Source organism: Bradyrhizobium sp. CSA112 (assembly GCF_029051645.1).
In the GTDB taxonomy this organism is placed as follows: domain Bacteria; phylum Pseudomonadota; class Alphaproteobacteria; order Rhizobiales; family Xanthobacteraceae; genus Bradyrhizobium.
The window spans coordinates 76,679-99,864 of sequence record NZ_JAACFS010000014.1 but is presented as its reverse complement, the minus strand read 5'-3'; the positions used below and the strand labels follow the sequence as shown (position 1 = coordinate 99,864).

Sequence of the window (23,186 nt, the reverse complement as noted above, 5' to 3'; positions counted from 1 at the left end):
TTTGGGCCGGAACGCCTTTTGCCTTGCAGACGTTAAAGCTGCAATGGCGCAGCGGAGACTGACATGAAAATCTACCTGCTGATCATGCTCATCGGCAGCCTTCTGGCCGCGATCCACTTTACATCGGCGCCCAAGCAACAGTCAGAGACGCTTCCGCAATAGCGTCCTGTTCCAGGAATTGAGCGTGCGAGCCACCTTTACGGGTTCGCGAGCAGTAAGCTCCCCTTCCCGGCCAGAACCTCCTGCACCCTTTTGTTGGGTACCCCTTGCTCATCATTGAGCATCAGGGCGGGAAGGATTTGCGTCGGCGCCCGCCCACCCTTGGTGGCGCGAATCAGAATGCGGTTGGCAGGCCCCTGTGCGTCGCCATGGACCGCCAGGACCTGCAAGCTCCCGAAACCGTGATCGAGCGCCGAGAACACCTCGGCGATTCCGTCGGCGCGCCAGAGCAGCGTCAGCGTTCCCCTCGACCTGAGAATGCGCCGCGCCGCGTGAACCCATTTTGAGAGCGTCGTTGCGGTCGCCATATGCGCGGTCCCGCGCGCCGTGTCCGGCGAGATGCGATGCCGCACGGGATCGTTGAAGGGCGGGTTCATCAGCACCGCATCGACGCTATCAGGACCAAGTCCGGCCGCGGCATAGGCTGTGGCATCAGCTTCCACATCGAGGACGATCACGTCGGCTTGAATCGCATTCGCATCCGCGTTGGTGCGCGCAAGGCCCGCCAGCGCCGCATCGATCTCGACCAGGACCAGGTCGATGCCGGCCACGCGCCGGGCAACCGCCAGGCCAGCAACCCCGACGCCGGCGCCGAGATCGACGACGCGGTCGCCTGAACGGGCTGCGGTCGCCGCCGCCAGCAGCACCGCATCGTGACCGGCGCGGTGTCCCGATTTCAGTTGCATCAAACGCAATTGCCCCCCGAGAAACGCATCCTCGGTGAGGTCGAGTATGGGGTCAGTCATCGGCGCGTAATTCGTGAGCCAGGCCCGCCTCGGTCAGTAGCTGGCGCGCCGCGCGATTGTCGTCCTCATGGACCAGGATGCGGCGCGGCAGGATGCCGATCGATCCCTCGATGACGCTCATGTTCTGGTCCAGCACCAGATGATGGATATTGGCACCGTCGAGCAGCGCACCGACCGCGGAAACCAGCACGATATCGTTGGTCCTGACCAATTCCCGCAATTTGCGCTCTCCTTGTCCTGGCTGGAGGGCAATGCGGCTCCTGTCAACCGCTATGTGCCCTCTACGTGCCCTTGCCGCCATTGCCCGCACTTTCTATTGTAGATTAAGGATAGTGCGAATTGGCGAAATTTGGAGACCCGCGTGGCGGTTATTGTACCTTTCGAGAGCCCGAACGCTTCGATAGATGCGCTGGTCGGGCTCGTCGCCGCCGACATGGAGCGGGTCAACGCCACGATCCTGTCGCGGACGGGGTCGGAAGTCACCATGATTCCGGAGGTCGCCAACCACCTGATCTCTTCCGGTGGCAAACGTCTCCGCCCGATGCTGACGCTGGCGATGGCAAGCCTCACCGGCTATTCCGGCGATGGTCATATCAAGCTCGCCGCCTCCGTCGAGTTCATGCACACCGCAACGCTGTTGCATGACGACGTGGTCGACGAGAGCGAACTGCGCCGCGGCAAGCTGTCGGCGCGGATGCTGTGGGGTAATGAGGCGAGCGTGCTGGTCGGCGACTTCCTGCTCGGCCAGGCCTTCCGCATGATGGTCGAGGTCGGCTCGCTGCGCGCGCTGGACATCCTCTCCTCGGCAGCCGCCACCATCGCCGAAGGCGAAGTGATGCAGCTTGCGGCAGCCAAGAACACAGCGACCACCGAGGACGAGTACCTTGCGGTCATCAGGGGCAAGACGGCCGAACTGTTCGCCGCCGCCTGCGAGGTCGGACCGGTGATCGCCAACCGGCCGAAGGCCGAGCAGACCGCATGCCGCTCGGTCGGCATGAATCTCGGCATCGCATTCCAGCTCGTCGACGACGTGCTGGACTATGGCGGCAAGGCCGCAAAACTCGGCAAGAACATCGGCGACGATTTCCGCGAGGGCAAGATCACGCTGCCGGTGGTGCTGGCATTCCGCCGCGGCAATGACAGCGAGCGCAAGTTCTGGATCAAGGCATTGGAGCGCGGCGAGATCGGCGACAGCGATCTCGATCATGCAATCGGCCTGATGACCAAGCACCGCGCGCTGGAAGATACGATCAGCCGCGCCCAGCATTACGGCGCGATGGCCGTCGACGCGCTGGCGCTGTTCCCGGCCTCGCCCATGAAAACCGCGCTCGAACAGGTCGTGGCGTTCTGTCTGGCAAGGTCGCATTGATTCCGCTTCCGTCATACCCCGCGAAGGCGGGGTATCCAGTACGCCGCGGCCTATCGATTCAATCACTGATGTCTCTGGAATACTAGATCACCCGCCTTCGCGGGTGATGACAGCGCTCTGCCCATCCTACGAAAGAGATCGCATTGATCAGCACTAACTTCACATTGTTTCTCCTGGCCGCGCTCATTGTTGCCGCCGTTCCCGGTCCTGGAATCCTTTACGTCGCGGCACGGACGCTATCGGGCGGCAAGAGCGCCGGCTTCGCCTCGACATTTGGAACGGCGCTCGGCGGGCTCGTGCATGTGGTCGCGGGCGCGCTTGGAGTCTCGGCGATCATCCTTGCCAGCGCCGAGCTGTTCACCGCGCTCAAATTCGCAGGCGCGCTCTATCTGATCTGGCTTGGCCTCAAAACGTTTCGCGAGGCACGCGATCTGCTGTCGCAACCGGCGGTCGCTGTCGGTACCCAACGGGCGTTTCGGGAGGGCGTGCTGGTCGAAGCGCTGAACCCGAAGACCGCGGCGTTCTTTCTGGCCTTCATTCCGCAATTCCTCGACCCGGCCGGCAGCCACCCTGCGCTGCAGTTCATCGCATTCGGCCTGATTTCGGTGGCGCTCAATACACTGGTTGACGTCGTCGTTGTGATGATGGCCGCCACGGCGCGCACCGGTCTCACGCGCAATCCGAATTTGCTTCAACGATTGCGACAGGGCTCGGGGCTGTTCATCGCCGGGCTCGGTATTTCGCTGGCGCTGGCGCGGCGGCCGGCGAGCTAAGCCGTAGGGTGGGCAAAGGCGCATTTGCGCCGTGCCCACCAACTTCACCTATTTTGAGGACAGGCTTTGGTGGGCACGCTTCGCTTTGCCCACCCTACCAGATGCCTCAGCTCAGCGTTCCCGCATGCACCCACCACCCCGGGTGATCGCGCCGGATTTTCTCCGCCGCACGGCCGGCCTCGGCGGTGTTCTCATAGATCGCAAAACAGGTGGCGCCCGATCCGGACATCCGCGCCAGCCAGGCGCCATCGGTGGCGTTGAGCGCCGAGATGACCTCACCGATCACGGGCTGGACGCGCATGGCGGGCGCCTCCAGATCGTTCGAACTGGCGGCAAGCGCCTCAACCCAATCTTCGAGCGATGCCTTCTCGTCAGGCCACCGGTCCTGCAACAGCACGTCGGTGGCGCCGACCAATAGTTCGCCATTGCGCAAGCCGAGCGCATTGAAGACGTCGCGGGTCGCGACGGGAACGCCGGGATTGACCATCACGCAGGGCATTTTCGGCATGCTGAGCGGCTGCAGCGTCTCGCCGACGCCGGTCATGACGCAGCCGCGCGACTTGACGCAGACCGGCACGTCCGCGCCGGTCAGCTGCGCAACCTCGATGATGCGGGGGTCGTCGAGCGCGAGCCCGTTCAACTGCGAAAGCAGCCGTAGCGCCGCCGCGGCGTCAGCCGAACCTCCGCCGATCCCGGCGGCAACCGGCAAGACCTTGTCGAGCGAGAAACTGCCGGCCTTCATGTTCGGTACGCGCTCGGCCAACAGACGCGCGGCCTTGAGCACCAGATTGTCCGACGTCTCGCCGCAAGCCTGCGCCAGCGGCCCGGACATTTTCAGATCAAGATCGGGACCGGGCGTCAGCGTCAGCCGGTCGGCGCAATCGGCGAACGCCACCACGCTTTCGAGATCATGATAGCCGTCCGCACGACGACCATTCACCTGCAAGGTCAGGTTGACCTTGGCGCGCCCTTCATCACTCAGTCGCGGCATTGCCGAACAGCCCCCAAAGTCCTTGCCTTAGCCGCCCCTGCCGTCTTCTTTCTTCTTGTCGGCGGAAGCCGCAGAAGACGTGTCTTCGGGCAGACCGTTGGCAATCTTCGCCTCGATCTTCGGCAACTCCTCTGCCTCGGGCTTGAGGTCGCGGGCATGGGCCCACTGGAATTTGGCTTCCAGCGTCCGCCCGACGCGCCAATAGGCATCGCCGAGGTGGTCGTTGATGGTCGGATCCTCGGGCTTGAGATCGATTGCGCGCTCGAGATTCTTCACCGCGTCTTCAAAGTTACCGATCCGGTAAAACGCCCAGCCCAGCGAATCCACGATGTAGCCGTCGTCCGGGCGCTGGTCGACGGCGCGCCTGATCATCTTCATGCCTTCATCGAGATTGATGCCCTGGTCGATCCAGGAATAGCCGAGATAGTTCAGGACATGCGGCTGCTCGGGCTGCAGCTCCAGCGCCTTGCGCATGTCGGCCTCGGCCTTGCTCCACTGCTTGGAACGCTCCTCGCATATGCCGCGATAATAGTAGGTGACCCAGGTGTTCTTGTCCGTCACGCCGGGCATCGCGTCGATCGCCAGCGTATAGGTGTTGGCGCAATCGTTGAATTTCTTTCGGCCGCGCTCGATGTTGCCGAGCGCCATGATGGCCTCGATATCCTTCGGCGCCTCGGCGGTGACGCCCTTCAGGATCTTGATCGCCTCGTCGCTGCGGTCGGCGGCGTCGAGATTGGTGGCAAGCTGGATCTGCGCGTTGCGCTTGAGCGGCGAACTCGCCGGCATGCGCTCGTAGACCTTGATCGCCATCTGCGGCTTCTTCACGGACTCGTAGAGATCGGCGAGCGACAGCAGCGCCAACGGATGATTGGGCTGCAGGTAGAGCGCGAGCTGCAAATAGACCAGCGCCAGATCCTCGCCGCCGCGGCGGGTCAGCGTAGCGCCGATCCCGTAGAGCGCCTCGGCCGCGCCGGCTTGCGCCGAATCGACCAGCGCCGGCAGCTTCTTGCCGGCCCGGGTGTCGCGCAGGCCTTCCAGCACCAGCGGATGCCGCGGCAGCTTCTTGTCGAACGCCTCGTAAATGCCGGCCGCCGCCGCTCCATCCTTGTTGCGCGACAACCAGCGCGCATAGGCGTCGGACACGCGCAGCATCGAATCGTCGAGCTTGTAGGCGCGCTCGAACCGCGCGCCGGCATCCTTGTCCTTGCCCGAGATCTCGAGGATCATGCCGGTGTGGAGATCCTTGAAGATCGGATACCATTCGGGGCCGGTCAGCTTGTCGATATTGGCGACCGCCGCCTTGGCATCGCCCGCGCCGTAGCTCGCCCATCCCGACAGCAGCGTCGCCACGAGGTCGGTGATCGGTCCGCGGATCGACTGGTTGATGTTGAGCTGCGCGGCCGCATACTTCTTCTGCTTGAGATCGCGGACGCCGACCACCAGCCGCGCGACCCGGTTCGCCTTGTCCATCGTCAGGATGCGATCGGCGAGCTTGACCGCTTCATCGATGTCGCCATCGGCGAGCGAGGAGATGAAGGCGCGGTCCAGCAGTTCGTTGTTCTTCGGATCGGTGCGCAGCGCGGAGCGATAGAACGCCGCCGCCGAAGCCGCATCGCGCTCGACGCTGGCATGGCGCGCGGCCAGATAGCTGCCGGACGTCGTCAGCGATTTCAGATCGGACTTGGTGGGGAATTGCGCGGCGTTATCGGCCGTGTGTTCAGGCGTCTGCGCCGAAACCGCGGCCGGCGCGGCCAGTGCGGCGAAGGTAATTGCGGCGAAGGTCCAACGATTCATACGAGTGGAAAGCATCACGGTTCGCCTAGCTCCAGGATGTATGGCAGGATCTTTACGATCAGTTGCGCGATCGGTCTCGAATGCAAACCCAAGCGGCGGCATCTCGGGCAGCGACAATGCCGCTTTTGGCCCTCAACCGCAAGGATACGGGTTGGCGAATCGATTGGCAGATTAGGCCCTTAGGGCTCCGATTTAGCCAGCCCAACCCGGAAACGCTTTTACTGTGGCGGTATCGTGGCCGAAGGCGGTATCAGCCTCCTCCAGCTCACGCAATCGTGGTCAATACAGCCTCTCTCTACATACCTTGATAGTTGGGTCCGCCGCCCCCCTCCGGAGGAACCCAGGTGATGTTGCCGTTCGGGTCCTTCACGTCGCAGGTTTTGCAGTGGACGCAGTTCTGGGCGTTGATCTGGAAGCGCGGGCCTGCGGCCTCCTCGACCCACTCATAAACGCCGGCCGGGCAATAACGGTTCGAGGGCCCGGCATAGACATCGTACTCGGACGCCTTTTGCAGGTTCATGTCGGCGACCTTGAGGTGAACCGGCTGGTCCTCTTCATGGTTGGTGTTGGAGAGGAACACCGAGGACAGCTTGTCGAAGGTCAGCTTGCCGTCCGGCTTGGGATAGGCGATCGGGGTGTGCGCCTTCGCCGCATCCAGCGTCTTGCGGTCGGGCTTGGCGTGCGACTGGGTTCCGAACAGCGAGAAGCCCAGCGTGTTGCACCACATGTCGAAGCCGCCCAGCGCCACGCCGATGATGGTGCCGAATTTCGACCATAGCGGCTTGACGTTGCGGACCCGGTACAGGTCCTTACCCACGGCGGAGTCCCGCCAGGCGTTTTCGTATTCGACTAGCTCGTCATTGGCGCGGCCGGCGCCGAGCGCTGCGGCGACATGTTCCGCCGCGAGCATGCCGCTGCCCATCGCGTTATGCACGCCCTTGATGCGCGGCACGTTGACGAAACCCGCTGCGCAGCCGATCAGCGCGCCGCCCGGGAAACTCAGACGCGGCACCGACTGATAACCGCCCTCGGTGATGGCGCGCGCGCCATACCCGATCCGCCTGCCGCCTTCGAACACGGTCCGAATCGAGGGATGCGTCTTGAAGCGCTGGAATTCGTCGAACGGCGACAGATAAGGATCGTCGTAATTGAGATGCACGACGAAGCCGACCGCCACCTTGTTGTCGTCGTAGTGGTAGAGGAACGAGCCGCCGCCGGTCGAATTGTTGAGCGGCCAGCCGAACGAGTGCTGGATCAGGCCCTTCTGGTGCTTGGACGGATCGATCTCCCAGACTTCCTTCAACCCGATGCCGAATTTCGCCGGCTCGCTGTTGGCATCGAGCGAATATTTCGCGATCAACTGCTTGCTCAGGCTACCGCGCGCGCCTTCGGCGAACAGTGTGTATTTGCCGAGCAGTTCCATGCCGCGCGTGAAAGAATCCTTGAGACTGCCATCCCTGGCGATGCCCATGTCGCCGGTCGCGATACCCCGCACCGCGCCGTTGTCGTCGTACAGCACTTCGGCCGCGGCAAAGCCCGGATAGATTTCGACGCCGAGCGCCTCCGCCTTCGGCCCCAGCCAGCGGCAGACATCGCCGAGCGAGCCGATATAGCAGTGATGGTTGTTCATCAGCGGCGGCATGGCGAAGTTGGGCAGCCGGATCGCGCTGGTCGCCGTGGTCCAGTAGAAACGGTCGTCCTTCACCTGGGTCTTCAGCGGGCAATCAGCGTCCTCGCGCCAATCGGGGATCAGCTTGTCGAGGGAGACCGGATCGATCACTGCGCCCGACAAAATATGCGCGCCGACCTCGGAACCCTTCTCCACCACGACGATGCTGAGGTCGGCATTGAGCTGCTTCAGCCGGATCGCTGCAGCCAGGCCTGACGGTCCGGCGCCGACGATCACGACGTCGAATTCCATGGATTCGCGGGGAGGAAGCTCTTCTGCGCTCATGATCTGATCTCAGCCCAATTGAGAACGGCTCTAAAGGCTCGTTGTTTCCGATTTTTGCGGGGAGGACAACCATGGAAATGCAATGCGAGGCGTTTCACGCCGGCGCGATCCATATTAGATTGGCATAATGGATTTGATCCCCGAACCCGCGCCTAATATCCGGCAATTGCTGGCCTTTTATCTGGAGGCCGGGGTCGATTGCGCGTTGGCGGAGGAGCCGGTCGATCGGCTTACCGAGCCCGACATCCCTGCCGCCCCTACCCCGGCCCGCGAGGCTGCGCCAACCCGCCCGGCGAGGGAAATGCCCGCAGCGATGCCGACGGTTCCGCGTAGCGAAATAGCGCCGGCGCCGGAAGCGGCCATCGCCATCGCGCGTGAAGCGGCAAGAACGGCCCCGACGCTGGAAGCGCTGCGCGCGCTGCTCGAAAATTTCGAGGGCTGCGCGCTCCGAACCACCGCGACGCGGCTGGTGTTTGCCGACGGCAATCCGCAAGCCCGCATCATGTTCGTCGGCGAAGCGCCCGGGCGCGACGAAGACATCGAGGGCCTGCCGTTTGTCGGACGTTCCGGCAAGTTGCTTGACCGGATGATCGCCGCGATCGGGCTCGACCGCAGCAAGGCCTACATCGCCAACGTAATCCCCTGGCGGCCGCCCGGGAACCGGACGCCAACGCCGCACGAGACGCAAATCTGCCTGCCGTTCATCCAGCGGCAAATCGAGCTTGTGAACCCAGATGTGCTGGTGACGCTGGGCAACCCCTCGACACAAACGCTGCTATCGACCCGCGAGGGCATCATGAAGACGCGCGGGAAATGGTTCGACTACGACACCGGCACACGCACCATCCGCGCCATGGCGACGTTCCACCCGGCCTACTTGTTGCGCTCTCCGTCCTACAAGCGAATGTCGTGGCAGGATCTGCGCGCGATCGCGAAGGCGCTGGAGGCTTCGTAGGGTGGGCAAAGGCGCGAACGCGCCGTGCCCACCATCCTGTCCGTGCTCGTGATGGTGGGCACGCTTCGCTTTTGCCCACCCTACAGATTCGGCGCGGCGCCTCGGCGATGCACCGCAGAAACGTTATGGCGCCTTCGGCCGCACGATGGCCCAGCCGATGCGCAATAGCGGCTGACGGCCGTTCACCATCCATTCGAAGGCGCGCGGCACTTCCGGTACGAGGCCCGGAAACCGCTGCGCGATATCGGGCGGTGGCGCCCCTGATGTGTCGGAGGCGCGCCAGACCACGACGCCGCCGGTCTGGTTGAATTTTGCCACCGACAGCCACGGCGTTCGTTCCGGCGTAGCATCGAGCAACAGATGCGGGCGCCCGGCGCTCATCGCGATGAAACTCGCCAGTTGCGGATCGCCGGCCACGGCGCGCAGCCGCTGATTGGTTCGCCGTTCGAAATTGTCGCCGAAGAAATGCGCAATCGCTTTCGCCGGCAGCGAGGTCGGCACTTCGGCCGCGCCGGTCCACGGCAGAAGAAGCGTGGTTGCAATCACCACAAGGGCGGGAACGGCGACCGCCGCTGCCCAGACCGTGCGCAACACGCGCTGACGCCGCAGGTGGATCAGATCGCCGGTCGCCACGATCACGGCAAGCCCGGACATCAGCAATGCAACGCCCGCGCCGCCCACGACGTGGTCGAGATTGAACAACCCGGCCAGCAAACTTCCAAGCAGCGCCGGAGCGATGGCGAAGAAGAAGACGAAGTCGCGCGCCAGCGGATCGACCGGCGGCCGGTAGATGATCGGCGCTTCCCCGGCATGGCTGGCGAACCAGCCGGAATTGAGGATCACCAGCAGCACGATGGCGGATGTTGCAAGCACCAGCCCGACGAGCAGCCAGCCCCATTGCAGGGCGCGCGCGCCGAGATCGGAGATCGCCGGCCACGGCGGCATCGCCAGTGCATCGGCGCGGAGCAGCCAGATCAGATAGGGCAGCACCAGGACGGCGATCACGAGCAGCGCATAGAGCGGATCGAGCGACATCAGCACCCGCCGTCCCCGCGCAGTGGCAACGGCAAATCCGGCGAGCAGCAACAGTAGCCCGGGCGCGGCCGACGTCGTCAGCAACAAAAGTCCCGCCTCGATCGACCAGGCGAACCACGCGTTGCGCCGGTTCTGGCCGATCAATTGCCAGGAATGCAGCAAAAGCAGCGCCCATAACGGGCGTGCCAGCACCAGCGGGCCGAACTCGACGCCGGGCGAGCTGAAGGCCACCACCGTCATCGAGAGCAGTACCGCGAGCACCGCCTGCTGCCCGCCGACAATCGCGCGGGCAAGTTGATAGTAGATCCAGAAGGTGGCGACCGCGCAGACCTGGGCCAGCAGGTAGACGCCGAACATGTTGTTGCCGGCGGCGCGGAAGGCGATGTCGGCGAGCCAGAACGCCAGCGGCGGACCGAGCCAGGTGCCGACCTGGTATTCCCGGCCGAAGGCCAGCACGATCGCAAGGTCACCGGGTGGGCTCGGATAGAGCAGCAACGGCAGGACCAGCCACAGTCCGGCCTGGACCAGCACCACGATCCAGACCACCAGCCGCGGCCGGGCGCGGATCAGTTCGACAACGAGCGAGGTGAAGCGCATGAAACGTCCGAATGCCCGGGCCGAGCAGCCCTTCCCCAGGACGTTTGATAGAGGGCACGAGCCGCCGAGGCAACCGGCCTCAGATCGCGGCGGAGATATCGGAAGTGACCTCCTCGTCCACGGCGAAGAGATCAGGTTCGATCGTCTCTTCGACCGTCTCGGGATAATGTTTCAACCGCGCGGCAATGACGGGTGCGAAAAAGCGGCGGTGGTGGATACTCGGGCCTAACCGGTCCAGCGCCTCGCGGTGTTCCGGCACGGCATAGCCCTTGTGGCTTTCGAAGCCGTAGCCCGGGCAATCCAGCGCCAATGCGCTCATCAGGCGGTCGCGCGTCACCTTGGCGATGATCGAGGCGGCCGCGATCGACACGACAAGTCCGTCGCCGCCGATCACCGCATCGCAGTCGCAAGGCGCATCGATCCTGTCGCGGCCGTCGACAAACACATGTTTCGGCATTTCGGGCAGCGCACGGACCGCGCGCGCCAGCGCCCAGAGCGAGGCGCGCAAGATATTGTCGCGATCGATCCGCGCCGGCGAGGCAAAGGCGACCGCAAAGGACGATGTCGCGCAGATCTTCTCGAATAGTTCCTCGCGGCGCTCCGCCGTCAGCCGCTTGGAATCGTCGATGCCTTTGGGGATTCGCTTGGGATCGAGCACGACGGCGGCTGCGACCACCGGCCCCGCCAGCGGACCGCGCCCGGCCTCGTCGCAGCCGGCCACCGGCCAGACGCCGCGTTTGATCAGCGCCCGCTCGCGGCGAAAGCTCGGCGGCGCGACCGCGATAACGCCCTTGGGCGGCTCGGCCTGTTCCTTGCCGGCCTTCTTGTCAATTTTCTTGGCGGACCTGTCCCGAATCATGCGGGGATCCTGCGAAAGCGCGCGCCCGGGCGCAACCGGGAACCTAGCACAATTCCCGTTATTCAGCGTGGCGCCGTCGCCAATCCCCGGCCCCGATCACATAAATGCTCCGGTTTCCGCGCTTGGGCTCCGCAATCGTCTCCAGATAACGCATTCCGAGTTTCTCGAGCGCATGAATGGACGGTGCATTTCGCGGATCGACCAGCCCCAGCAATCTGCTGCATTTGAGTTGGTCGAATCCAAAAGCGAGTTGCGCCTCGCCGATTTCGGTTGCAATCCCCTTGCCCCATGCCCATCGAGCAAGGACAAACCCGATCTCAAAATCGTCGGCTTTCAGCGCGTGGCATGGAGACAAGCCCGCAAAGCCGATCGCTTCGCCCGCGGGCTTTTCGGACAGAACCGCCATCCGCGTGAGGCTTTCGCCGAAGGTGAACGATCTCCGGATGAAATCCTCGGCGGCGTCCTTTGCCATCGGTGCTCCGGCAAACGCAAAGCGCATTACTTCGCTATCGCCGAAAATCAGATTCTGCAGAATCGATATATCCTCTTCGACCGCAGCGCGCAGAATCAGGCGCGACGTCGTCAAAATGACGAGCGGCTGCTCTTTTGATGCTGGCGCGGGCTTCTGGTTCATCATGCCTGAATACGGCAATTCACCAGCAGATAGAAGTGGCACGGCCCCACTATCAAGGGTTCTAGTCCGGCAGGTGAACCCGCCGGTCGTCACCGACCTCGATGCCGGGCGCGACCACGACTTCCCAGGGGTGGTTGTCGGGATCGCCGAAATAGCCGGAGTAACCGCCGTAGTCGGTCCTGTGTGCGGGCTTCAATAGCGACGCGCCGCAGGAGATTGCGAAATCCAGCACCGTATCGACCTCCTCGACCGAGCTGCAATTCCAGGCGAGCGTCGATCCGCGAAAGGTTTTCGGCCGCGGCTGATCCGGCAGCGTGGCGTCGCCGGCGAGTTGATCCCACGGGAACAGCGCGATGACCGTGCCGCCGGTGTCGAAGAAGGCGACGGCCTCGCCGGTTGCGCGCATTTTTCGGGCAAAACCGAGCGCTTCATAAAAGGCGATACTGGCGTGCATGTCGCTGACGCCGAGCGTGATGACCGTGAAGCGGGGGACAGGTTTTGGCTTCTTACTCATTTCGCTCCCTCCCCGTCATTGCGAGCGAAGCGAAGCAATCCATAGCACAGCATAACGGATGGATGGATTGCTTCGTCGCTATCGCTCCTCGCAATGACGACCACAAAGATCGGTTCGACCTAGAACAAACTAAGCTGCTGTCCGCTTCGCTTCGGCTTGACGAAATGATCGGTCGTCAGTTTCGGGCGGCGCTTGTTAAGGCCGAGCTTTTCGCAGGCGATCTCGAACCGCCTTCCGATCATCCAGGCCATCGGGCCAGTTCCCTTCATCCGCGTTCCCCATTGCGAGTCGTAATCGCGCCCGCCGCGCATGTCGCGGATCAGAGTGAAGACGTGGCGGTAGCGGTCGGGATAGTTCGCCATCAGCCATTCGCGAAACAAGTCGCGAACTTCCAGCGGCAGCCGCAACAGCACATAGCTTGCTTCCTTTACGCCGGCATGAGTAGCGGCATCGAGAATGCGTTCGATCTCGGAATCGTTCAGCGCGGGGATGATGGGTGCGACCATTACGGTCGCGGGAATGCCGGCCGCCGACAATTGCCGCAGCGCCTCCAGCCGCTTCGGCGGCGTCGAAGCGCGCGGCTCCATGGTGCGCGCGAGCTTGGGATCGAGCGTGGTCACCGATATCGCGACCTTGGCCAAATTGCGCTTCGCCATCCGCTGGAGAATATCGATGTCGCGCGTCACCAGCGCCGACTTGGTAACGATGCCGACGGGATGGCCGGCTCTATCAAGCACTTCGAGAATGCCGCGCATGATTTTGTATTCGCGCTCGATCGGCTGATAGGGATCGGTGTTGGTGCCGATCGCGATCATGCGCGGCTCGTAACCGGGCGCCGCCAATTCCTTCTCGAGCAGTTCGGGCGCGTCCGGCTTTGCCAGCAGCTTGGATTCGAAATCGAGCCCGGGTGACAGACCAAGAAAAGCATGCGTCGGCCGCGCGAAGCAGTAGACGCAGCCATGCTCACAGCCGCGATAGGGATTGATCGAACGGTCGAACCCGATGTCGGGCGAGTCGTTGCGGGTGATGACCTTGCGCGAGGTATCCAGCGATACCGTCGTCTTGAACGACGGCAGGTCGTCCAGGCTCTGCCAGCCATCGTCGAACGCGACCCGCGCCTCGGCCTCGAACCGGCCGCTGTCATTGGACTGCGCGCCGCGGCCGCGCCGCCGCTGCCGTTCGATGGCGACCTCAAGCTCGGGAAAAGGTGTCGCACCCGCCGGCTCGGAGGGCGCCGTGACCGGCGGGTGCTTGAGGGCATGAGAGGATGCTCGGCTCATGAAGCGAACATAGCACGTCAAAAGAACAAATCAAGAACATCATCGACAACAATTCACAACGAAGCACACACCTCGGAAAAGGAGCCGGCGCCGCGTGCCGAAAAAAGCTGCACGCACACGGCTGCTTTGATTGTGACAAGGTGATAACAGTGCGGCGTTTTTCACCGTCTGAGCCACCGAAGCCTCATTCATGCTGAGCGTAATCATCCCGACCGAAGGAAAAGAACAGCCCGCGGTCGCAACATTGGCGGCGCTGGTGCCGGGAGCCGCCGCCGGCGTCATCCGCGAGGTGCTGCTGGTCGACACGGCCGGCAACGGCGTGATCGAACGGGTGGCTGACGTGGCCGGCTGCCGCTTTCTGAGGTTTGAAGGAACACGTGCGGCGGCGCTGGCTGCCGGCGCGGGGGCGGCGCGCTCGCCATGGCTGATGTTCCTGCACGCCGGTGCGGTGCTCGACAGCGGCTGGATCGAAGAGACCACGCAGTTCATTCAGAACGTATCGAATAGCGGCCGGCCCCGCGCGGGGGTCTTTCGCTATGCCCGCTCGCCCTACGCCGACACGCGGCTGCGCGACGGCTTCAAATTCGTGGCACGCATGATTGCCGGGCCTTCGGCGGAACAGGGGCTTTTGATCGCGCGCGATCATTATGAGCGGCTGGGCGGCTACCGGCCGGATTCCCGCCGCTCCGAGACGCGGCTGTTGCGCCAGCTCGGCCGCTCGTCGCGCACCCAGTTGCGCAGCCGGATCATGGTCGTCGCCTAGCTTCGGCAGTACGGCGGTAGATCGCAGCGCCCACACCCAAAATCGCGAAAACAACCCCATGCAAAGTAGCGACGCGCGCGGCTCGCGTCGGCGGCACAAGAAGAAAATGTTCCGCCGTCACGGCCCCTCACCCTGCTCGCAACCGTCTTTCGCAGCACAAATATACTTGCCAAAGTCAAATATATATTTGACAATGGCAAGTATCGAGGTGCCGCCATGTCTGAACTGGATTTCGAGCAAGAAGTCGCGGCGGTTCGCGCCTTCAACCGCTTCTACACCCGCAAGCTCGGCGTGCTGGACCAGCATCTACTGAAGAGCCCCTTCTCGCTGAGCGAGGCGCGGGTGCTGTACGAACTCGCCCACAGTGAAAATCTCTCGGCGAAGGAGATCGGAGCCGAACTGGGTCTCGATGCCGGCTATCTCAGCCGGATCGTGCAGAATTTCGATGAAGCCGGCTTGATCACCCGCGAACCGCTGCCGTCCGACCGCCGGCAATACCGGCTCGGATTGACGGCCAAGGGACGGCAGGCGTTCGCCAAGCTCGAGCGCAATACGAAGGACGACATCGCGGCGATGCTCGGCTCGCTGCCTCGCGGCGGCAGGGAGCGCTTGATCGGGGCGATGGCCGACATCGAACGGCTGCTTGGCAATGCCCGTGCCCCGTCCCGACCGGCGACACTGCGCGAGCCGCGACCCGGCGACATGGGATGGGTAGTGCAGAGCCACGGCGCGCTCTACGCCCGCGAATACGGTTGGGATTCCTCGTTCGAGGGCCTGGTCGCGGAGATCGCGGCAAAGTTCCTCGCCTCATTCGATGCGTCGCGCGAGCGTTGCTGGATCGCCGACATCGATGGCGCGCAGGTCGGCTCGATATTTCTGGTGCGCCATACCGATGACGTAGCGAAGCTGCGATTGCTGCTGGTGGAACCGGCCGGACGCGGACAGGGTCTGGGTCATCGGCTGGTCGCGGAATGCATCGCGTTCGCGAAGGCCTGCGGTTATCGCAAGATCACGCTGTGGACCCAGAGTATCCTCGTCGCCGCGCGCAAGATCTACCAGGAAGCCGGGTTCAAGCTGGTCGCCACCGAGCCGCACCGCAGCTTTGGCCGAGATCTGGTCGGCGAAACCTGGGAATTGGAACTGTGAAGCCCGCGCGTCGCGATAGTCCGCGGCGCGTCACGCCAGAACTCATCGACTTCCATATCGAGCGCGCGCGTCTGTTGCGCGCCGAAGCCTATCGCAACATGTGGCGCGCGTTATGGGCATTGCTGGTCAGGCTGAAGCGCCTTGTGCTTTAGGCCGCCGCAGGTGCTCGTCCAGCCGCGGCATGATCTCTACGAAATTGCAGGGGCGCGTGCGGTAATCGAGCTGGGCGGCGAGGATGCCGTCCCACGCATCGCGGCAGGCGCCCGGCGATCCCGGCAGGCAGAAGATGAAGGTCGCGCCCGCCACGCCGGCAGTGGCGCGGCTCTGCACCGTCGAGGTGCCGATCTTGGCGTGGCTCAGCATGTGGAAGGCGATGGAAAAGCCGTCCATCCGTTTTTCGAACAACGGCTCGACCGCCTCCGGCGTTACGTCGCGGCCGGTGAAGCCGGTACCGCCGGTGGTGATGATCGCATCGACGCCCTCGTCGGTGATCCATCGCTTGATAATGACGCGGATCGCATCGACGTCGTCGGCGACGATATCGCGCGCAGCGAGATGATGGCCCGCCGCGATCAGCCGGTCCACCAGCGTGGCACCCGATTTGTCGTCGGCCAGCGAGCGTGTATCCGAAATCGTCAGCACCGCGATGTTGAGCGGCACGAATTGTTTTGACTCGTCGATGGAGGACATGACTTTTTCTTCTCGTCATGCCCGGGCTTGTCCCGGGCATCCACGTCTTTAAACTCTCTCAGAAGTATAGACGTGGATGGCCGGGACAAGCCCGGCCATGACGTCAAATACTTCTCTGGCTCACGTCACAACGCACCCTGAGCAAACGTGTTGCAGGCCTGCACCGTGCCCTGCTTGTAGCCGGTCATGAACCATTGCTTGCGCTGTGCCGCGGAGCCGTGGGTGAAACTATCGGGCACCACCCTGCCCGTCGCCTTTCGCTGCAGCGTGTCGTCGCCGATCGCGCTTGCCGTGGTCAGCGCCGCGTCGATGTCGCCGGCTTCGAGGAAGCCCGGACGTTTCTTTTCCTCGCGGTTGACCCAGACGCCGGCAAGACAATCCGCCTGCAGCTCGACCTTGACCTGCAGCGCATTGGCTTCCGCCTTGCTGCCGGCCTGCTGCTGCAGCCGGGTCACGCGCGGCAGGATGCCGAGCAGGTTCTGGATGTGATGTCCCGCTTCATGCGCGATGATATAGGCCGCCGTGAATTTGCAGGCATTGCCCGAACAGCCGCGGAAGCGCGTTTCGACTTCGCGGAAGAAACTGGTGTCGAGGAAGATCTGCTTGTCCGGCGGACAGTAGAACGGTCCCATCGCCGACTGCGCCATGCCGCACCGCCCGCCATTGGTGGCGTTGCGAAACAGCACGATGCGCGGCCCGGTATAATTCTGGCCGCTGGACTGGAAGATCTCGCTCCAGCGATCGTCGATCTCGCCGAGAACGCCTGATATCATGCTGCCGACTTCGTCCTTCGGCGCACCGGTCTTGGCCGGTCCTGACCTGCGATCGGTCTGGTAGGTCGGCGCCTGGCCGCCGCCGCTCAGGATTTCGGCGCCGCCGATCAAAATGCGCGGGTCGATGCCGAATGCGTAGCCGACAAGGCCGAGCACGATGATGGTGCCGATGCCGAGCCCGCCGCCGCCCATCGGAAGCCCGAAACCGCCGCCACCCATTCCGCCGCCGCTATCGTCGCGACGGTCCTCGATGTCGTCGCTGCGACGGAAATCATCGTAACGCATGGCGGTGTTTCCTCATCCCGGCTGTTGGCCCGAATACGCAACTCGGCACAGACGTAAAATTTCCATTCCATTAATCAATAACCCGCCCGGCAAATATTGCCTAGTGCACCAGCCGCCGCAATCTCTGCTGGTATTTCTCTCGGCCATCTCTGTTCGCAATCTCTGCCCGCAGTATCCCGGGGTTAAGTCGATTTTTACTTTGCCCGGTCAATGTATCGCCAGTCGGTTGTTTAGTCCCGCGTCGCCGACAGCGTCGCCTGAGTCAGAGTAGTTGAGTCATGGTTGTGTCGCGTCGCGGGGCGTCTGCAAGGGCGCCCCGCACCAAATTCGAGTCTGATTCCAGCGTGCGTATCGTCGTCGGCGATTGCGTCGCCGAGATGTCGAAGCTCCCGGCCGGTTCGGTCGATCTGGTGTTCGCAGACCCCCCGTATAATCTGCAGCTCAAGGGCGACCTCAAGCGCCCCGACGAATCCCATGTCGATGCCGTCAACGACGACTGGGACAAATTTTCATCGTTCGCCGCGTATGACGATTTCACCCGCGCCTGGCTGCTCGCCTGCCGCCGCGTCATGAAACCGTCGGCGACGCTGTGGGTGATCGGTTCCTATCACAACATCTTCCGCGTCGGCGCGATCATGCAGGACCTCGGCTTCTGGGTCCTCAACGACATCGTCTGGCGCAAGACCAATCCGATGCCGAATTTCCGCGGCCGCCGCTTCACCAATGCCCACGAAACCATGATCTGGGCGGCGCGCGACGAGAAGGCCAAGGGTTATACGTTCAATTATGAAGCCCTGAAGGCCGCCAATGAGGACGTGCAGGCGCGCTCTGACTGGCTGATCCCGCTCTGCACCGGCGATGAGCGCCTCAAGGGCGCCGACGGCAAGAAAGTGCACCCGACCCAGAAGCCCGAGGGCCTTTTGGCGCGCGTGCTGCTGTCGTCATCAAAGCCCGGCGATCTCGTGATCGATCCTTTCAACGGCACCGGCACGACCGGCGCCGTGGCAAAACGCCTCGGCCGCCGCTACATCGGCTTCGAGCGCGACAGGACCTATGCGGAGGCGGCCGAAGCGCGCATCGCGGCGGTCGAACCGCTGCCCGAGGCGACGCTGGCGCCGTTCATGACCGCGCGCGACGCGCCCCGCGTGGCGTTCTCCGAACTGATCGAACGCGGCATGATTCCACCCGGCACCAAGCTGGTCGACTCCAAGAAGCGCCACGGCGCCCTGGTTCGCGCCGACGGCGCCATCATGCTCGGCGACAAGGTCGGCTCGATCCATCGCATGGGCGCGGTTGCCCAAGGCTCCGGCGCCTGCAACGGCTGGACCTTCTGGCATGTCGAGACCAAGAACGGCCTCAAGCTGATCGACGAGTTGCGCGCCGAAATCCGCTCCGGGATGGCGGCGGGATAAGCCTCGTTTCGCATCACCGCGCCACGCCCAGACGCGGCCTATGGCATGGCCGCGCCAAAGCATCGCACCGTGCGTATGGCCCGCGGAGAGGCGATGGCGCGAAATTCGGCTTTGCCCATACCCCGCGCGGCCGGCGCGGTCCGCCGGCATGGCAGCCGTGCCGTGTACGCGGGTGGCGATACGCCTTTTCGTTCTTATTTTGGGGGATACGTGCTACATTCATTTCTGCATAAGAGATTTCTCCCATGCGCACCCGAGGCTCCGAGTCGCTCATCGTGCTGCCGCTGCTGCCGGTCTTCCTGATCGGCGTATTTCCGATGCTGCTGTTGAGTTTGCTGGGCCCTGCCGGATTGGTCATCCTCGGCATCCTGATTGCCAGCGCGGGCTTGACCGACATTCTGGACGCCAACGGCACCTTCACCGAGCAGATCATCGTCCACGGTTATGCGCGAGGATCGGAACGCACGGGGCAACGCACCGCTTTGCGTTCGGAAATCCGCTTTGCGTCGGTGATGATTGCTGCCGGCGTCGCCCTTGCGGTGACCGGTATAGGCGGCCTGCTCATATCGTAAGGCCTCGCTTTCTCATAAGGCCTTGCATTTCACGAATTCGTCGCTTGCGCGGCCCGCAAAAATTTGAGCATGGACGTGCCCTCCGGCGGCATTCGCGCCGTGTCCGGAGTCCACAATAAGCTTCCTGCAAGAAGCAATGGGGAAATTCCAAAATGCTCAAATTCTACTTCAACGGATCGCCCAACCCGACCAAGGTCGCCCTCTTCCTCGAGGAAGCCGGCATCGCCTATCAGCCGGTCGCGGTCGACACCCGCAAGGGCGACCAGTTCAAGCCGGAATACCTCGCCATCAATCCGAACGCCAAGGTGCCCGCGATCGACGACGACGGCGTCAAGGTGTTCGACAGCAACGCCATCCTGCTCTACCTCGCGGAAAAGACCGGCAAGTTTCTCCCCGCGAACACACCGACGAGCCGCGCGGAGCTGCTGTCATGGCTGATGTTCGTCGCCACCGGCGTTGGCCCATATTCCGGCCAGGCCGTCCACTTCAAGCACTTCGCGCCGGAAAAGATCGACTACGCGCATAACCGCTACCAGTTCGAGGCGCAGCGGCACTTCGGCATTCTCAACGACCACCTTGCGAACCGCCGTTATATGGTCGGCGACACCTACACCATCGTCGACATGGAAGTCTGGGGCTGGGGCCGCATGATGGCCTTCGTCGTGGGCGATGATGCAGCCGCCAAATATCCCAACGTCAAGCGGCTGGTCGATGAGATTTCGGCGCGGCCTGCGGCGGCAAAGGCGATCGCGCTGAAGGATAACTTCAAGTTCAAGGCCGAGATGGACGACGAAGCCCGCAGCAACATGTTCAAGCATATGTCGGTGAAGGCGGCCTGATCAACGCCGAGAAAATCGTAGGGTGGGCAAAGGCGCACTAGCGCCGTGCCCACCTTTTTCTTTTGAGGCTTGAGGAATGGTGGGCACGCGGAGCCTGTCATCGGGCGCGCATTCGCGCGACCCGGTGGCTTTGCCCACCCTACGAGACCAGCTCGCAGCGCCTCCATGACTCAAACCGCCACAGCGAGTTTTCGCTCTGCCGGAAACGGCCCGAGCACGCGCTCGACCAGCGCGGAATCGCAATATTCCTTGATCTCCTTGATCTTGCCGTTCTCGATCCGCCAGATCATGCAGTAATGATTGTCGTAGCGCTCCTCGGACTTGGTGACATTGTCGCCGCGGGCCTCGACCACGACGTAATCGCCTTCCGCAATAAAGTTGAACGCCAGCGTGCGCGGCCGCCCGGCGGCGAGCAGTGATCGCAGATAACCCATCAGGCCGTTGTTGATGGCATCACGACCTCTGAATTCGCCCGACCAGGAATATTGGCCGGTGACGATCCAGGTGACATCCTCGGCGATATTGTCAAGAAAGGTTGTTCCGCTGCGGTTCGCTGAGTCTGCATAGATCTGCTGCACCAGTTTCTTGTTGTCGGCTGCACTCATGGATTGTCTCCGTTGTTGAAAGAGGAGACCGCGTTTCCGCGATCGATAGACGTCAGGCCGCCGGAAAGCGCCGGCTGACGTTGGGCTCGGGCGGCAGACGCAGGCCGTTGGCTAGATAGCCGACCGTCCGGTAGTAGCCGGCGAGCAGCAGCAGCTCGAGGATGGCCTCATCCTCGAATGCCGCCCGCAATGCGGGCCACAGTTCGTCGCTGATATCGCAGGTGTCGTGCAGGTCGTCGGCGAGACGGACCAGAAGCGCATCGTTGGGATCCCAGCAGCCGCTGTCGGCATTGCCATGTACCGTGGCGCTGACCTGCGCCGCGGTTAGTCCCGCCTCACCCGCAAAGTAGTGTACGCGCATGCCCCATTCATATTCGCAGCCGCACCGCGCGGTGACGCGATGCAGCAGAACCTCGCGCTGCCGTACGCTGAGCCTTGTCCCGGGAAGATAGCTCGACGCGCCGCGAATGAAGCGCTCAAACAGCTCGGGATGGCGCGCGAGGGTGGTGAACAGGCGAAAGGGCGGCATCCAGGATCGCGGCATGCGATCGAAGGCGGCCTGAACTTTGTCGGGATAGGGCGCGGTGGCCGGCTCCAGTCGTGCGGTCATGCAGGCGGGTCTCGACGTTGCGAATGCCCGTCATTCTCGGCTGCCTTTCCTCATTCTTCCAATTGATAGTCTGTATAGTATATATTCAGCTCATGAATTTGAATTCGCTTGACCTCAATCTGCTGGTCGCGCTCGACGCGCTACTCAGGGAAGCCAATGTCAGCCGCGCTGCGATGCGGATAGGCCTGTCGCAGCCGGCGGCCAGCCACGCGCTGCAGCGGCTGCGCGACCTGATCGGCGATCCGCTCCTGGTTCGTAACGGCGCACGCATGGAGCTGACGCCGCGGGCCCAGGCGCTGCGCGCGCCGCTCGCGCAAACGCTGGATCAGGTGCGCGCGCTGTTCATCGCCGACGAGTTCGACGCCGCAAGGAGCGAGCGCCAGTTTCGCCTGATGATGCCGGACCTCGCGGTCGAACTCCTGATGCCGCCGCTGATGGAGAAAATCACCAAGGCGGCGCCGAACGTCCGTATCGACGTGGTGCCGTGGCGGGGCCCCGCGATTTTCACGCCGGAATTCGCCCGCACCATCGACCTGGTGATCTCGATCGGCAACGCCTTCACGGGATTCCACCGGCAACGGCTCTACACCGACAGCGACGCTCTCGCGGTCCGGCGCGGCCACCCTATCGGCGCGCGGCTGAAGCGGGTCGAAACCTTTCTCGATGCGCGCCACGTCGCGGTCGTGATCCGCGGCCAAAGCGACGACCTGATCGACATGTGGCTACGCCCCAAGGGCATCGAGCGGCGGATTGCGCTCGTGGTGCCCGGCTATATCGAGGCGCTGCACGTTGCCGCGCGCACCGATCTCGTCGCCTTCGTGCCGCGCCGCCTGATCACCGCACTGTCCAGGCAATTGTCGCTGACAACGATCGCGCCGCCGCTCGATCCCGGGATCGACGAGCAGTTCATGTTCTACCCGACCCGCGCCCAAATGGACCCCGGCTCGATCTGGCTGCGCAACATCATGCTCGGCATCGGCCGCGAGATGGAGCGCGGGAAAAAGGCTGCGTAGCTGCGTAGGGTGCGCAAAGCGCAGCGTGCCCAACATCTCTACATTCGCGCTCGTGACGGTGGGCACGCTTCGCTTTGCCCACCCTACGCGTTCAGGCCTTCTCTTCCGCCAGCACCTTCTGCACCGCCGGCCGGTCCGACATCCGCTTGCGGTGGGCCGTCACCTTCGGCAGCGTCGCAGGATCGACGCCGTCGGCTTCGAGCCAAAGCCCGATCGTAAACAGATAGGGGTCGCACACCGTGTACTGCTCGCCCATCACCCACGGCCCCTTCAGCATGTCGCGCTCGATCAGCGCGAAGCCCGCAGCCATGGTTTCCGGCACCTTGCGCTTCATGTCGGCGAACGAGGACTCCTCGGCCGCCCAGCGATAGCCGCGCATCTTGTGAGCGTGGGAAACATGCACCGTCGAGCAGAGATAGCTGTTGAAGGCCTGCGCCTGGGCGAACGCGAAAGGGTCATCGGGCATCAGTCTGGCCTGCGGAAAGGTGTGCGCAATGTAGGCGAGGATCGCCGGCGTCTCGGTCAAGGCGCCGCGGTCCGTCACCAGCGCCGGCACCCGCCCCTTCGGATTGATCGCGAGATATTCCGGCGTGTTCTGCTGGCCGTTCTTGAAGTCGAGCCGCTCTGCCGTGTAGGCGGCGCCGGCCTCTTCCAGAGCGATATGCGATGCGAGTGCGCAGGTACCGGGGGCGTAGTAGAGCTTGAACATGGCTGTCCTCACGGGAAAGCCGGACGTTAACGGCATGCTCATCCGCCGT

At 63.4% G+C, this 23,186-nt stretch carries 25 protein-coding genes; 10 read left to right on the top strand and 15 right to left on the bottom strand.

Translation table 11 applies throughout. The features are described from left to right. Window positions 1-197: 197 nt before the first annotated feature. Both GWE18_RS22820 and GWE18_RS22815 read right to left on the bottom strand, forming a co-directional pair. Window positions 198-965 (bottom strand): methyltransferase, encoded by a 768-nt coding sequence (locus GWE18_RS22820; protein WP_275187957.1) that lies wholly within the window; start codon window positions 963-965, stop codon window positions 198-200. Then, window positions 958-1,185, bottom strand: coding sequence for a DUF2007 domain-containing protein (locus GWE18_RS22815; RefSeq protein WP_057849503.1), 228 nt, complete (start codon window positions 1,183-1,185; stop codon window positions 958-960). The genes GWE18_RS22820 and GWE18_RS22815 overlap by 8 nt, the downstream gene beginning before the upstream one ends. Window positions 1,186-1,326: 141 nt before the next feature. Between GWE18_RS22815 and GWE18_RS22810 the strand changes: the two genes are divergently transcribed. Together GWE18_RS22810 and GWE18_RS22805 are read left to right on the top strand one after the other, a co-directional pair. Next, a complete protein-coding gene (locus GWE18_RS22810; protein WP_057849530.1) occupies window positions 1,327-2,334 on the top strand; it encodes a polyprenyl synthetase family protein in 1,008 nt (335 codons plus the stop codon). 143 nt (window positions 2,335-2,477) lie between these two features. Beyond that, window positions 2,478-3,107, top strand: coding sequence for a LysE family translocator (locus GWE18_RS22805; protein WP_275187956.1), 630 nt, complete (start codon window positions 2,478-2,480; stop codon window positions 3,105-3,107). 106 nt (window positions 3,108-3,213) lie between these two features. On the opposite strand, the gene GWE18_RS22800 is transcribed toward GWE18_RS22805, so the two are convergent. The 3 genes from GWE18_RS22800 to GWE18_RS22790 form a co-directional block, all read right to left on the bottom strand. Next, the gene (locus GWE18_RS22800) at window positions 3,214-4,098 is read right to left on the bottom strand and encodes a 4-(cytidine 5'-diphospho)-2-C-methyl-D-erythritol kinase (RefSeq protein WP_275187955.1); all 885 of its coding nucleotides are present in this window, start codon (window positions 4,096-4,098) and stop codon (window positions 3,214-3,216) included. Between the two features lie 27 nt (window positions 4,099-4,125). Next, a complete protein-coding gene (locus tag GWE18_RS22795) occupies window positions 4,126-5,907 on the bottom strand; it encodes a tetratricopeptide repeat protein (RefSeq protein ID WP_275187954.1) in 1,782 nt (593 codons plus the stop codon). Window positions 5,908-6,187: 280 nt separating this feature from the next. After that, complete coding sequence (locus GWE18_RS22790) at window positions 6,188-7,846, bottom strand: electron transfer flavoprotein-ubiquinone oxidoreductase (RefSeq protein WP_275187953.1); 1,659 nt, start codon at window positions 7,844-7,846, stop codon at window positions 6,188-6,190. A gap of 133 nt (window positions 7,847-7,979) precedes the next feature. Here GWE18_RS22790 and GWE18_RS22785 point away from each other — a divergent pair, with 133 nt between their 5' ends. Further along, window positions 7,980-8,801 (top strand): uracil-DNA glycosylase, encoded by an 822-nt coding sequence (locus tag GWE18_RS22785; protein WP_275188013.1) that lies wholly within the window; start codon window positions 7,980-7,982, stop codon window positions 8,799-8,801. 123 nt (window positions 8,802-8,924) lie between these two features. Here the strand turns inward: GWE18_RS22785 and GWE18_RS22780 are convergent, their stop codons facing one another. From GWE18_RS22780 to GWE18_RS22760, 5 genes are all read right to left on the bottom strand, one after another. Continuing rightward, the gene (locus GWE18_RS22780; RefSeq protein ID WP_275187952.1) at window positions 8,925-10,433 is read right to left on the bottom strand and encodes a glycosyltransferase family 39 protein; all 1,509 of its coding nucleotides are present in this window, start codon (window positions 10,431-10,433) and stop codon (window positions 8,925-8,927) included. A gap of 79 nt (window positions 10,434-10,512) precedes the next feature. Beyond that, a complete protein-coding gene (locus GWE18_RS22775; RefSeq protein ID WP_275187951.1) occupies window positions 10,513-11,292 on the bottom strand; it encodes a ribonuclease HII in 780 nt (259 codons plus the stop codon). A gap of 58 nt (window positions 11,293-11,350) precedes the next feature. Continuing rightward, the gene (locus tag GWE18_RS22770; RefSeq protein ID WP_275187950.1) at window positions 11,351-12,019 is read right to left on the bottom strand and encodes a GNAT family N-acetyltransferase; all 669 of its coding nucleotides are present in this window, start codon (window positions 12,017-12,019) and stop codon (window positions 11,351-11,353) included. Next, the gene (locus GWE18_RS22765; RefSeq protein WP_275187949.1) at window positions 11,988-12,440 is read right to left on the bottom strand and encodes a VOC family protein; all 453 of its coding nucleotides are present in this window, start codon (window positions 12,438-12,440) and stop codon (window positions 11,988-11,990) included. Before GWE18_RS22765 ends, GWE18_RS22770 begins: the two co-directional genes overlap by 32 nt. Window positions 12,441-12,559: 119 nt before the next feature. Next, window positions 12,560-13,720, bottom strand: a complete 1,161-nt coding sequence (locus GWE18_RS22760) for a PA0069 family radical SAM protein (protein WP_275187948.1) — start codon at window positions 13,718-13,720, stop codon at window positions 12,560-12,562. Between the two features lie 190 nt (window positions 13,721-13,910). Here GWE18_RS22760 and GWE18_RS22755 point away from each other — a divergent pair, with 190 nt between their 5' ends. From GWE18_RS22755 to GWE18_RS22745, 3 genes are all read left to right on the top strand, one after another. After that, window positions 13,911-14,483, top strand: coding sequence for a glycosyl transferase (locus tag GWE18_RS22755; protein ID WP_275187947.1), 573 nt, complete (start codon window positions 13,911-13,913; stop codon window positions 14,481-14,483). A gap of 216 nt (window positions 14,484-14,699) precedes the next feature. Further along, window positions 14,700-15,629 carry a helix-turn-helix domain-containing GNAT family N-acetyltransferase gene (locus tag GWE18_RS22750; RefSeq protein ID WP_275187946.1) on the top strand — a complete coding sequence of 310 codons (930 nt, stop codon included), beginning with the start codon at window positions 14,700-14,702 and terminating at the stop codon, window positions 15,627-15,629. Beyond that, window positions 15,626-15,781 (top strand): hypothetical protein, encoded by a 156-nt coding sequence (locus GWE18_RS22745; RefSeq protein ID WP_275187945.1) that lies wholly within the window; start codon window positions 15,626-15,628, stop codon window positions 15,779-15,781. Before GWE18_RS22750 ends, GWE18_RS22745 begins: the two co-directional genes overlap by 4 nt. Here GWE18_RS22745 and moaB read toward each other — a convergent pair. Both moaB and GWE18_RS22735 read right to left on the bottom strand, forming a co-directional pair. Then, window positions 15,756-16,319 carry a molybdenum cofactor biosynthesis protein B gene (gene moaB / locus GWE18_RS22740; RefSeq protein ID WP_275187944.1) on the bottom strand — a complete coding sequence of 188 codons (564 nt, stop codon included), beginning with the start codon at window positions 16,317-16,319 and terminating at the stop codon, window positions 15,756-15,758. The genes GWE18_RS22745 and moaB overlap by 26 nt on opposite strands. A 125-nt stretch (window positions 16,320-16,444) precedes the next feature. Continuing rightward, window positions 16,445-17,377, bottom strand: coding sequence for a neutral zinc metallopeptidase (locus GWE18_RS22735; protein WP_275187943.1), 933 nt, complete (start codon window positions 17,375-17,377; stop codon window positions 16,445-16,447). 278 nt (window positions 17,378-17,655) lie between these two features. On the opposite strand from GWE18_RS22735, the gene GWE18_RS22730 reads away from it, so the two are divergent. The 3 genes from GWE18_RS22730 (at window position 17,656) to GWE18_RS22720 (ending at window position 20,200) form a co-directional block, all read left to right on the top strand. Then, window positions 17,656-18,789, top strand: a complete 1,134-nt coding sequence (locus GWE18_RS22730) for a site-specific DNA-methyltransferase (protein ID WP_275187942.1) — start codon at window positions 17,656-17,658, stop codon at window positions 18,787-18,789. 275 nt (window positions 18,790-19,064) lie between these two features. Then, window positions 19,065-19,361 (top strand): hypothetical protein, encoded by a 297-nt coding sequence (locus GWE18_RS22725; RefSeq protein ID WP_245310926.1) that lies wholly within the window; start codon window positions 19,065-19,067, stop codon window positions 19,359-19,361. A 152-nt stretch (window positions 19,362-19,513) separates the two neighbouring features. After that, the gene (locus GWE18_RS22720) at window positions 19,514-20,200 is read left to right on the top strand and encodes a glutathione S-transferase N-terminal domain-containing protein (RefSeq protein WP_275187940.1); all 687 of its coding nucleotides are present in this window, start codon (window positions 19,514-19,516) and stop codon (window positions 20,198-20,200) included. A 170-nt stretch (window positions 20,201-20,370) separates the two neighbouring features. Here the strand turns inward: GWE18_RS22720 and GWE18_RS22715 are convergent, their stop codons facing one another. Continuing rightward, on the bottom strand, window positions 20,371-20,805 hold the full coding sequence (locus GWE18_RS22715; RefSeq protein ID WP_275187939.1) for a nuclear transport factor 2 family protein: 435 nt from the start codon (window positions 20,803-20,805) through the stop codon (window positions 20,371-20,373). Window positions 20,806-20,857: 52 nt separating this feature from the next. Beyond that, a complete protein-coding gene (locus tag GWE18_RS22710; protein ID WP_275187938.1) occupies window positions 20,858-21,415 on the bottom strand; it encodes a carboxymuconolactone decarboxylase family protein in 558 nt (185 codons plus the stop codon). 92 nt (window positions 21,416-21,507) lie between these two features. Between GWE18_RS22710 and GWE18_RS22705 the strand changes: the two genes are divergently transcribed. Continuing rightward, complete coding sequence (locus GWE18_RS22705) at window positions 21,508-22,428, top strand: LysR family transcriptional regulator (protein ID WP_275187936.1); 921 nt, start codon at window positions 21,508-21,510, stop codon at window positions 22,426-22,428. 91 nt (window positions 22,429-22,519) lie between these two features. On the opposite strand, the gene GWE18_RS22700 is transcribed toward GWE18_RS22705, so the two are convergent. Then, window positions 22,520-23,137 (bottom strand): glutathione S-transferase family protein, encoded by a 618-nt coding sequence (locus tag GWE18_RS22700; protein WP_275187934.1) that lies wholly within the window; start codon window positions 23,135-23,137, stop codon window positions 22,520-22,522. Between the last annotated feature and the right edge of the window lie 49 nt (window positions 23,138-23,186).

Bases quoted from the DNA above. Each gene is read 5' to 3' on its own strand.
- GWE18_RS22820 (WP_275187957.1), bottom strand. From the start codon at position 965: ATGACTGACCCCATACTCGACCTCACCGAGGATGCGTTTCTCGGGGGG.
- GWE18_RS22800 (WP_275187955.1), bottom strand. From the start codon at position 4,098: ATGCCGCGACTGAGTGATGAAGGGCGCGCCAAGGTCAACCTGACCTTG.
- GWE18_RS22795 (WP_275187954.1), bottom strand. From the start codon at position 5,907: ATGCTTTCCACTCGTATGAATCGTTGGACCTTCGCCGCAATTACCTTC.
- GWE18_RS22790 (WP_275187953.1), bottom strand. From the start codon at position 7,846: ATGAGCGCAGAAGAGCTTCCTCCCCGCGAATCCATGGAATTCGACGTC.
- GWE18_RS22780 (WP_275187952.1), bottom strand. From the start codon at position 10,433: ATGCGCTTCACCTCGCTCGTTGTCGAACTGATCCGCGCCCGGCCGCGG.
- GWE18_RS22775 (WP_275187951.1), bottom strand. From the start codon at position 11,292: ATGATTCGGGACAGGTCCGCCAAGAAAATTGACAAGAAGGCCGGCAAG.
- GWE18_RS22765 (WP_275187949.1), bottom strand. From the start codon at position 12,440: ATGAGTAAGAAGCCAAAACCTGTCCCCCGCTTCACGGTCATCACGCTC.
- GWE18_RS22760 (WP_275187948.1), bottom strand. From the start codon at position 13,720: ATGAGCCGAGCATCCTCTCATGCCCTCAAGCACCCGCCGGTCACGGCG.
- GWE18_RS22755 (WP_275187947.1), top strand. From the start codon at position 13,911: ATGCTGAGCGTAATCATCCCGACCGAAGGAAAAGAACAGCCCGCGGTC.
- GWE18_RS22750 (WP_275187946.1), top strand. From the start codon at position 14,700: ATGTCTGAACTGGATTTCGAGCAAGAAGTCGCGGCGGTTCGCGCCTTC.
- moaB (WP_275187944.1), bottom strand. From the start codon at position 16,319: ATGTCCTCCATCGACGAGTCAAAACAATTCGTGCCGCTCAACATCGCG.
- GWE18_RS22735 (WP_275187943.1), bottom strand. From the start codon at position 17,377: ATGCGTTACGATGATTTCCGTCGCAGCGACGACATCGAGGACCGTCGC.
- GWE18_RS22730 (WP_275187942.1), top strand. From the start codon at position 17,656: ATGGTTGTGTCGCGTCGCGGGGCGTCTGCAAGGGCGCCCCGCACCAAA.
- GWE18_RS22720 (WP_275187940.1), top strand. From the start codon at position 19,514: ATGCTCAAATTCTACTTCAACGGATCGCCCAACCCGACCAAGGTCGCC.
- GWE18_RS22715 (WP_275187939.1), bottom strand. From the start codon at position 20,805: ATGAGTGCAGCCGACAACAAGAAACTGGTGCAGCAGATCTATGCAGAC.
- GWE18_RS22710 (WP_275187938.1), bottom strand. From the start codon at position 21,415: ATGACCGCACGACTGGAGCCGGCCACCGCGCCCTATCCCGACAAAGTT.
- GWE18_RS22705 (WP_275187936.1), top strand. From the start codon at position 21,508: ATGAATTTGAATTCGCTTGACCTCAATCTGCTGGTCGCGCTCGACGCG.
- GWE18_RS22700 (WP_275187934.1), bottom strand. From the start codon at position 23,137: ATGTTCAAGCTCTACTACGCCCCCGGTACCTGCGCACTCGCATCGCAT.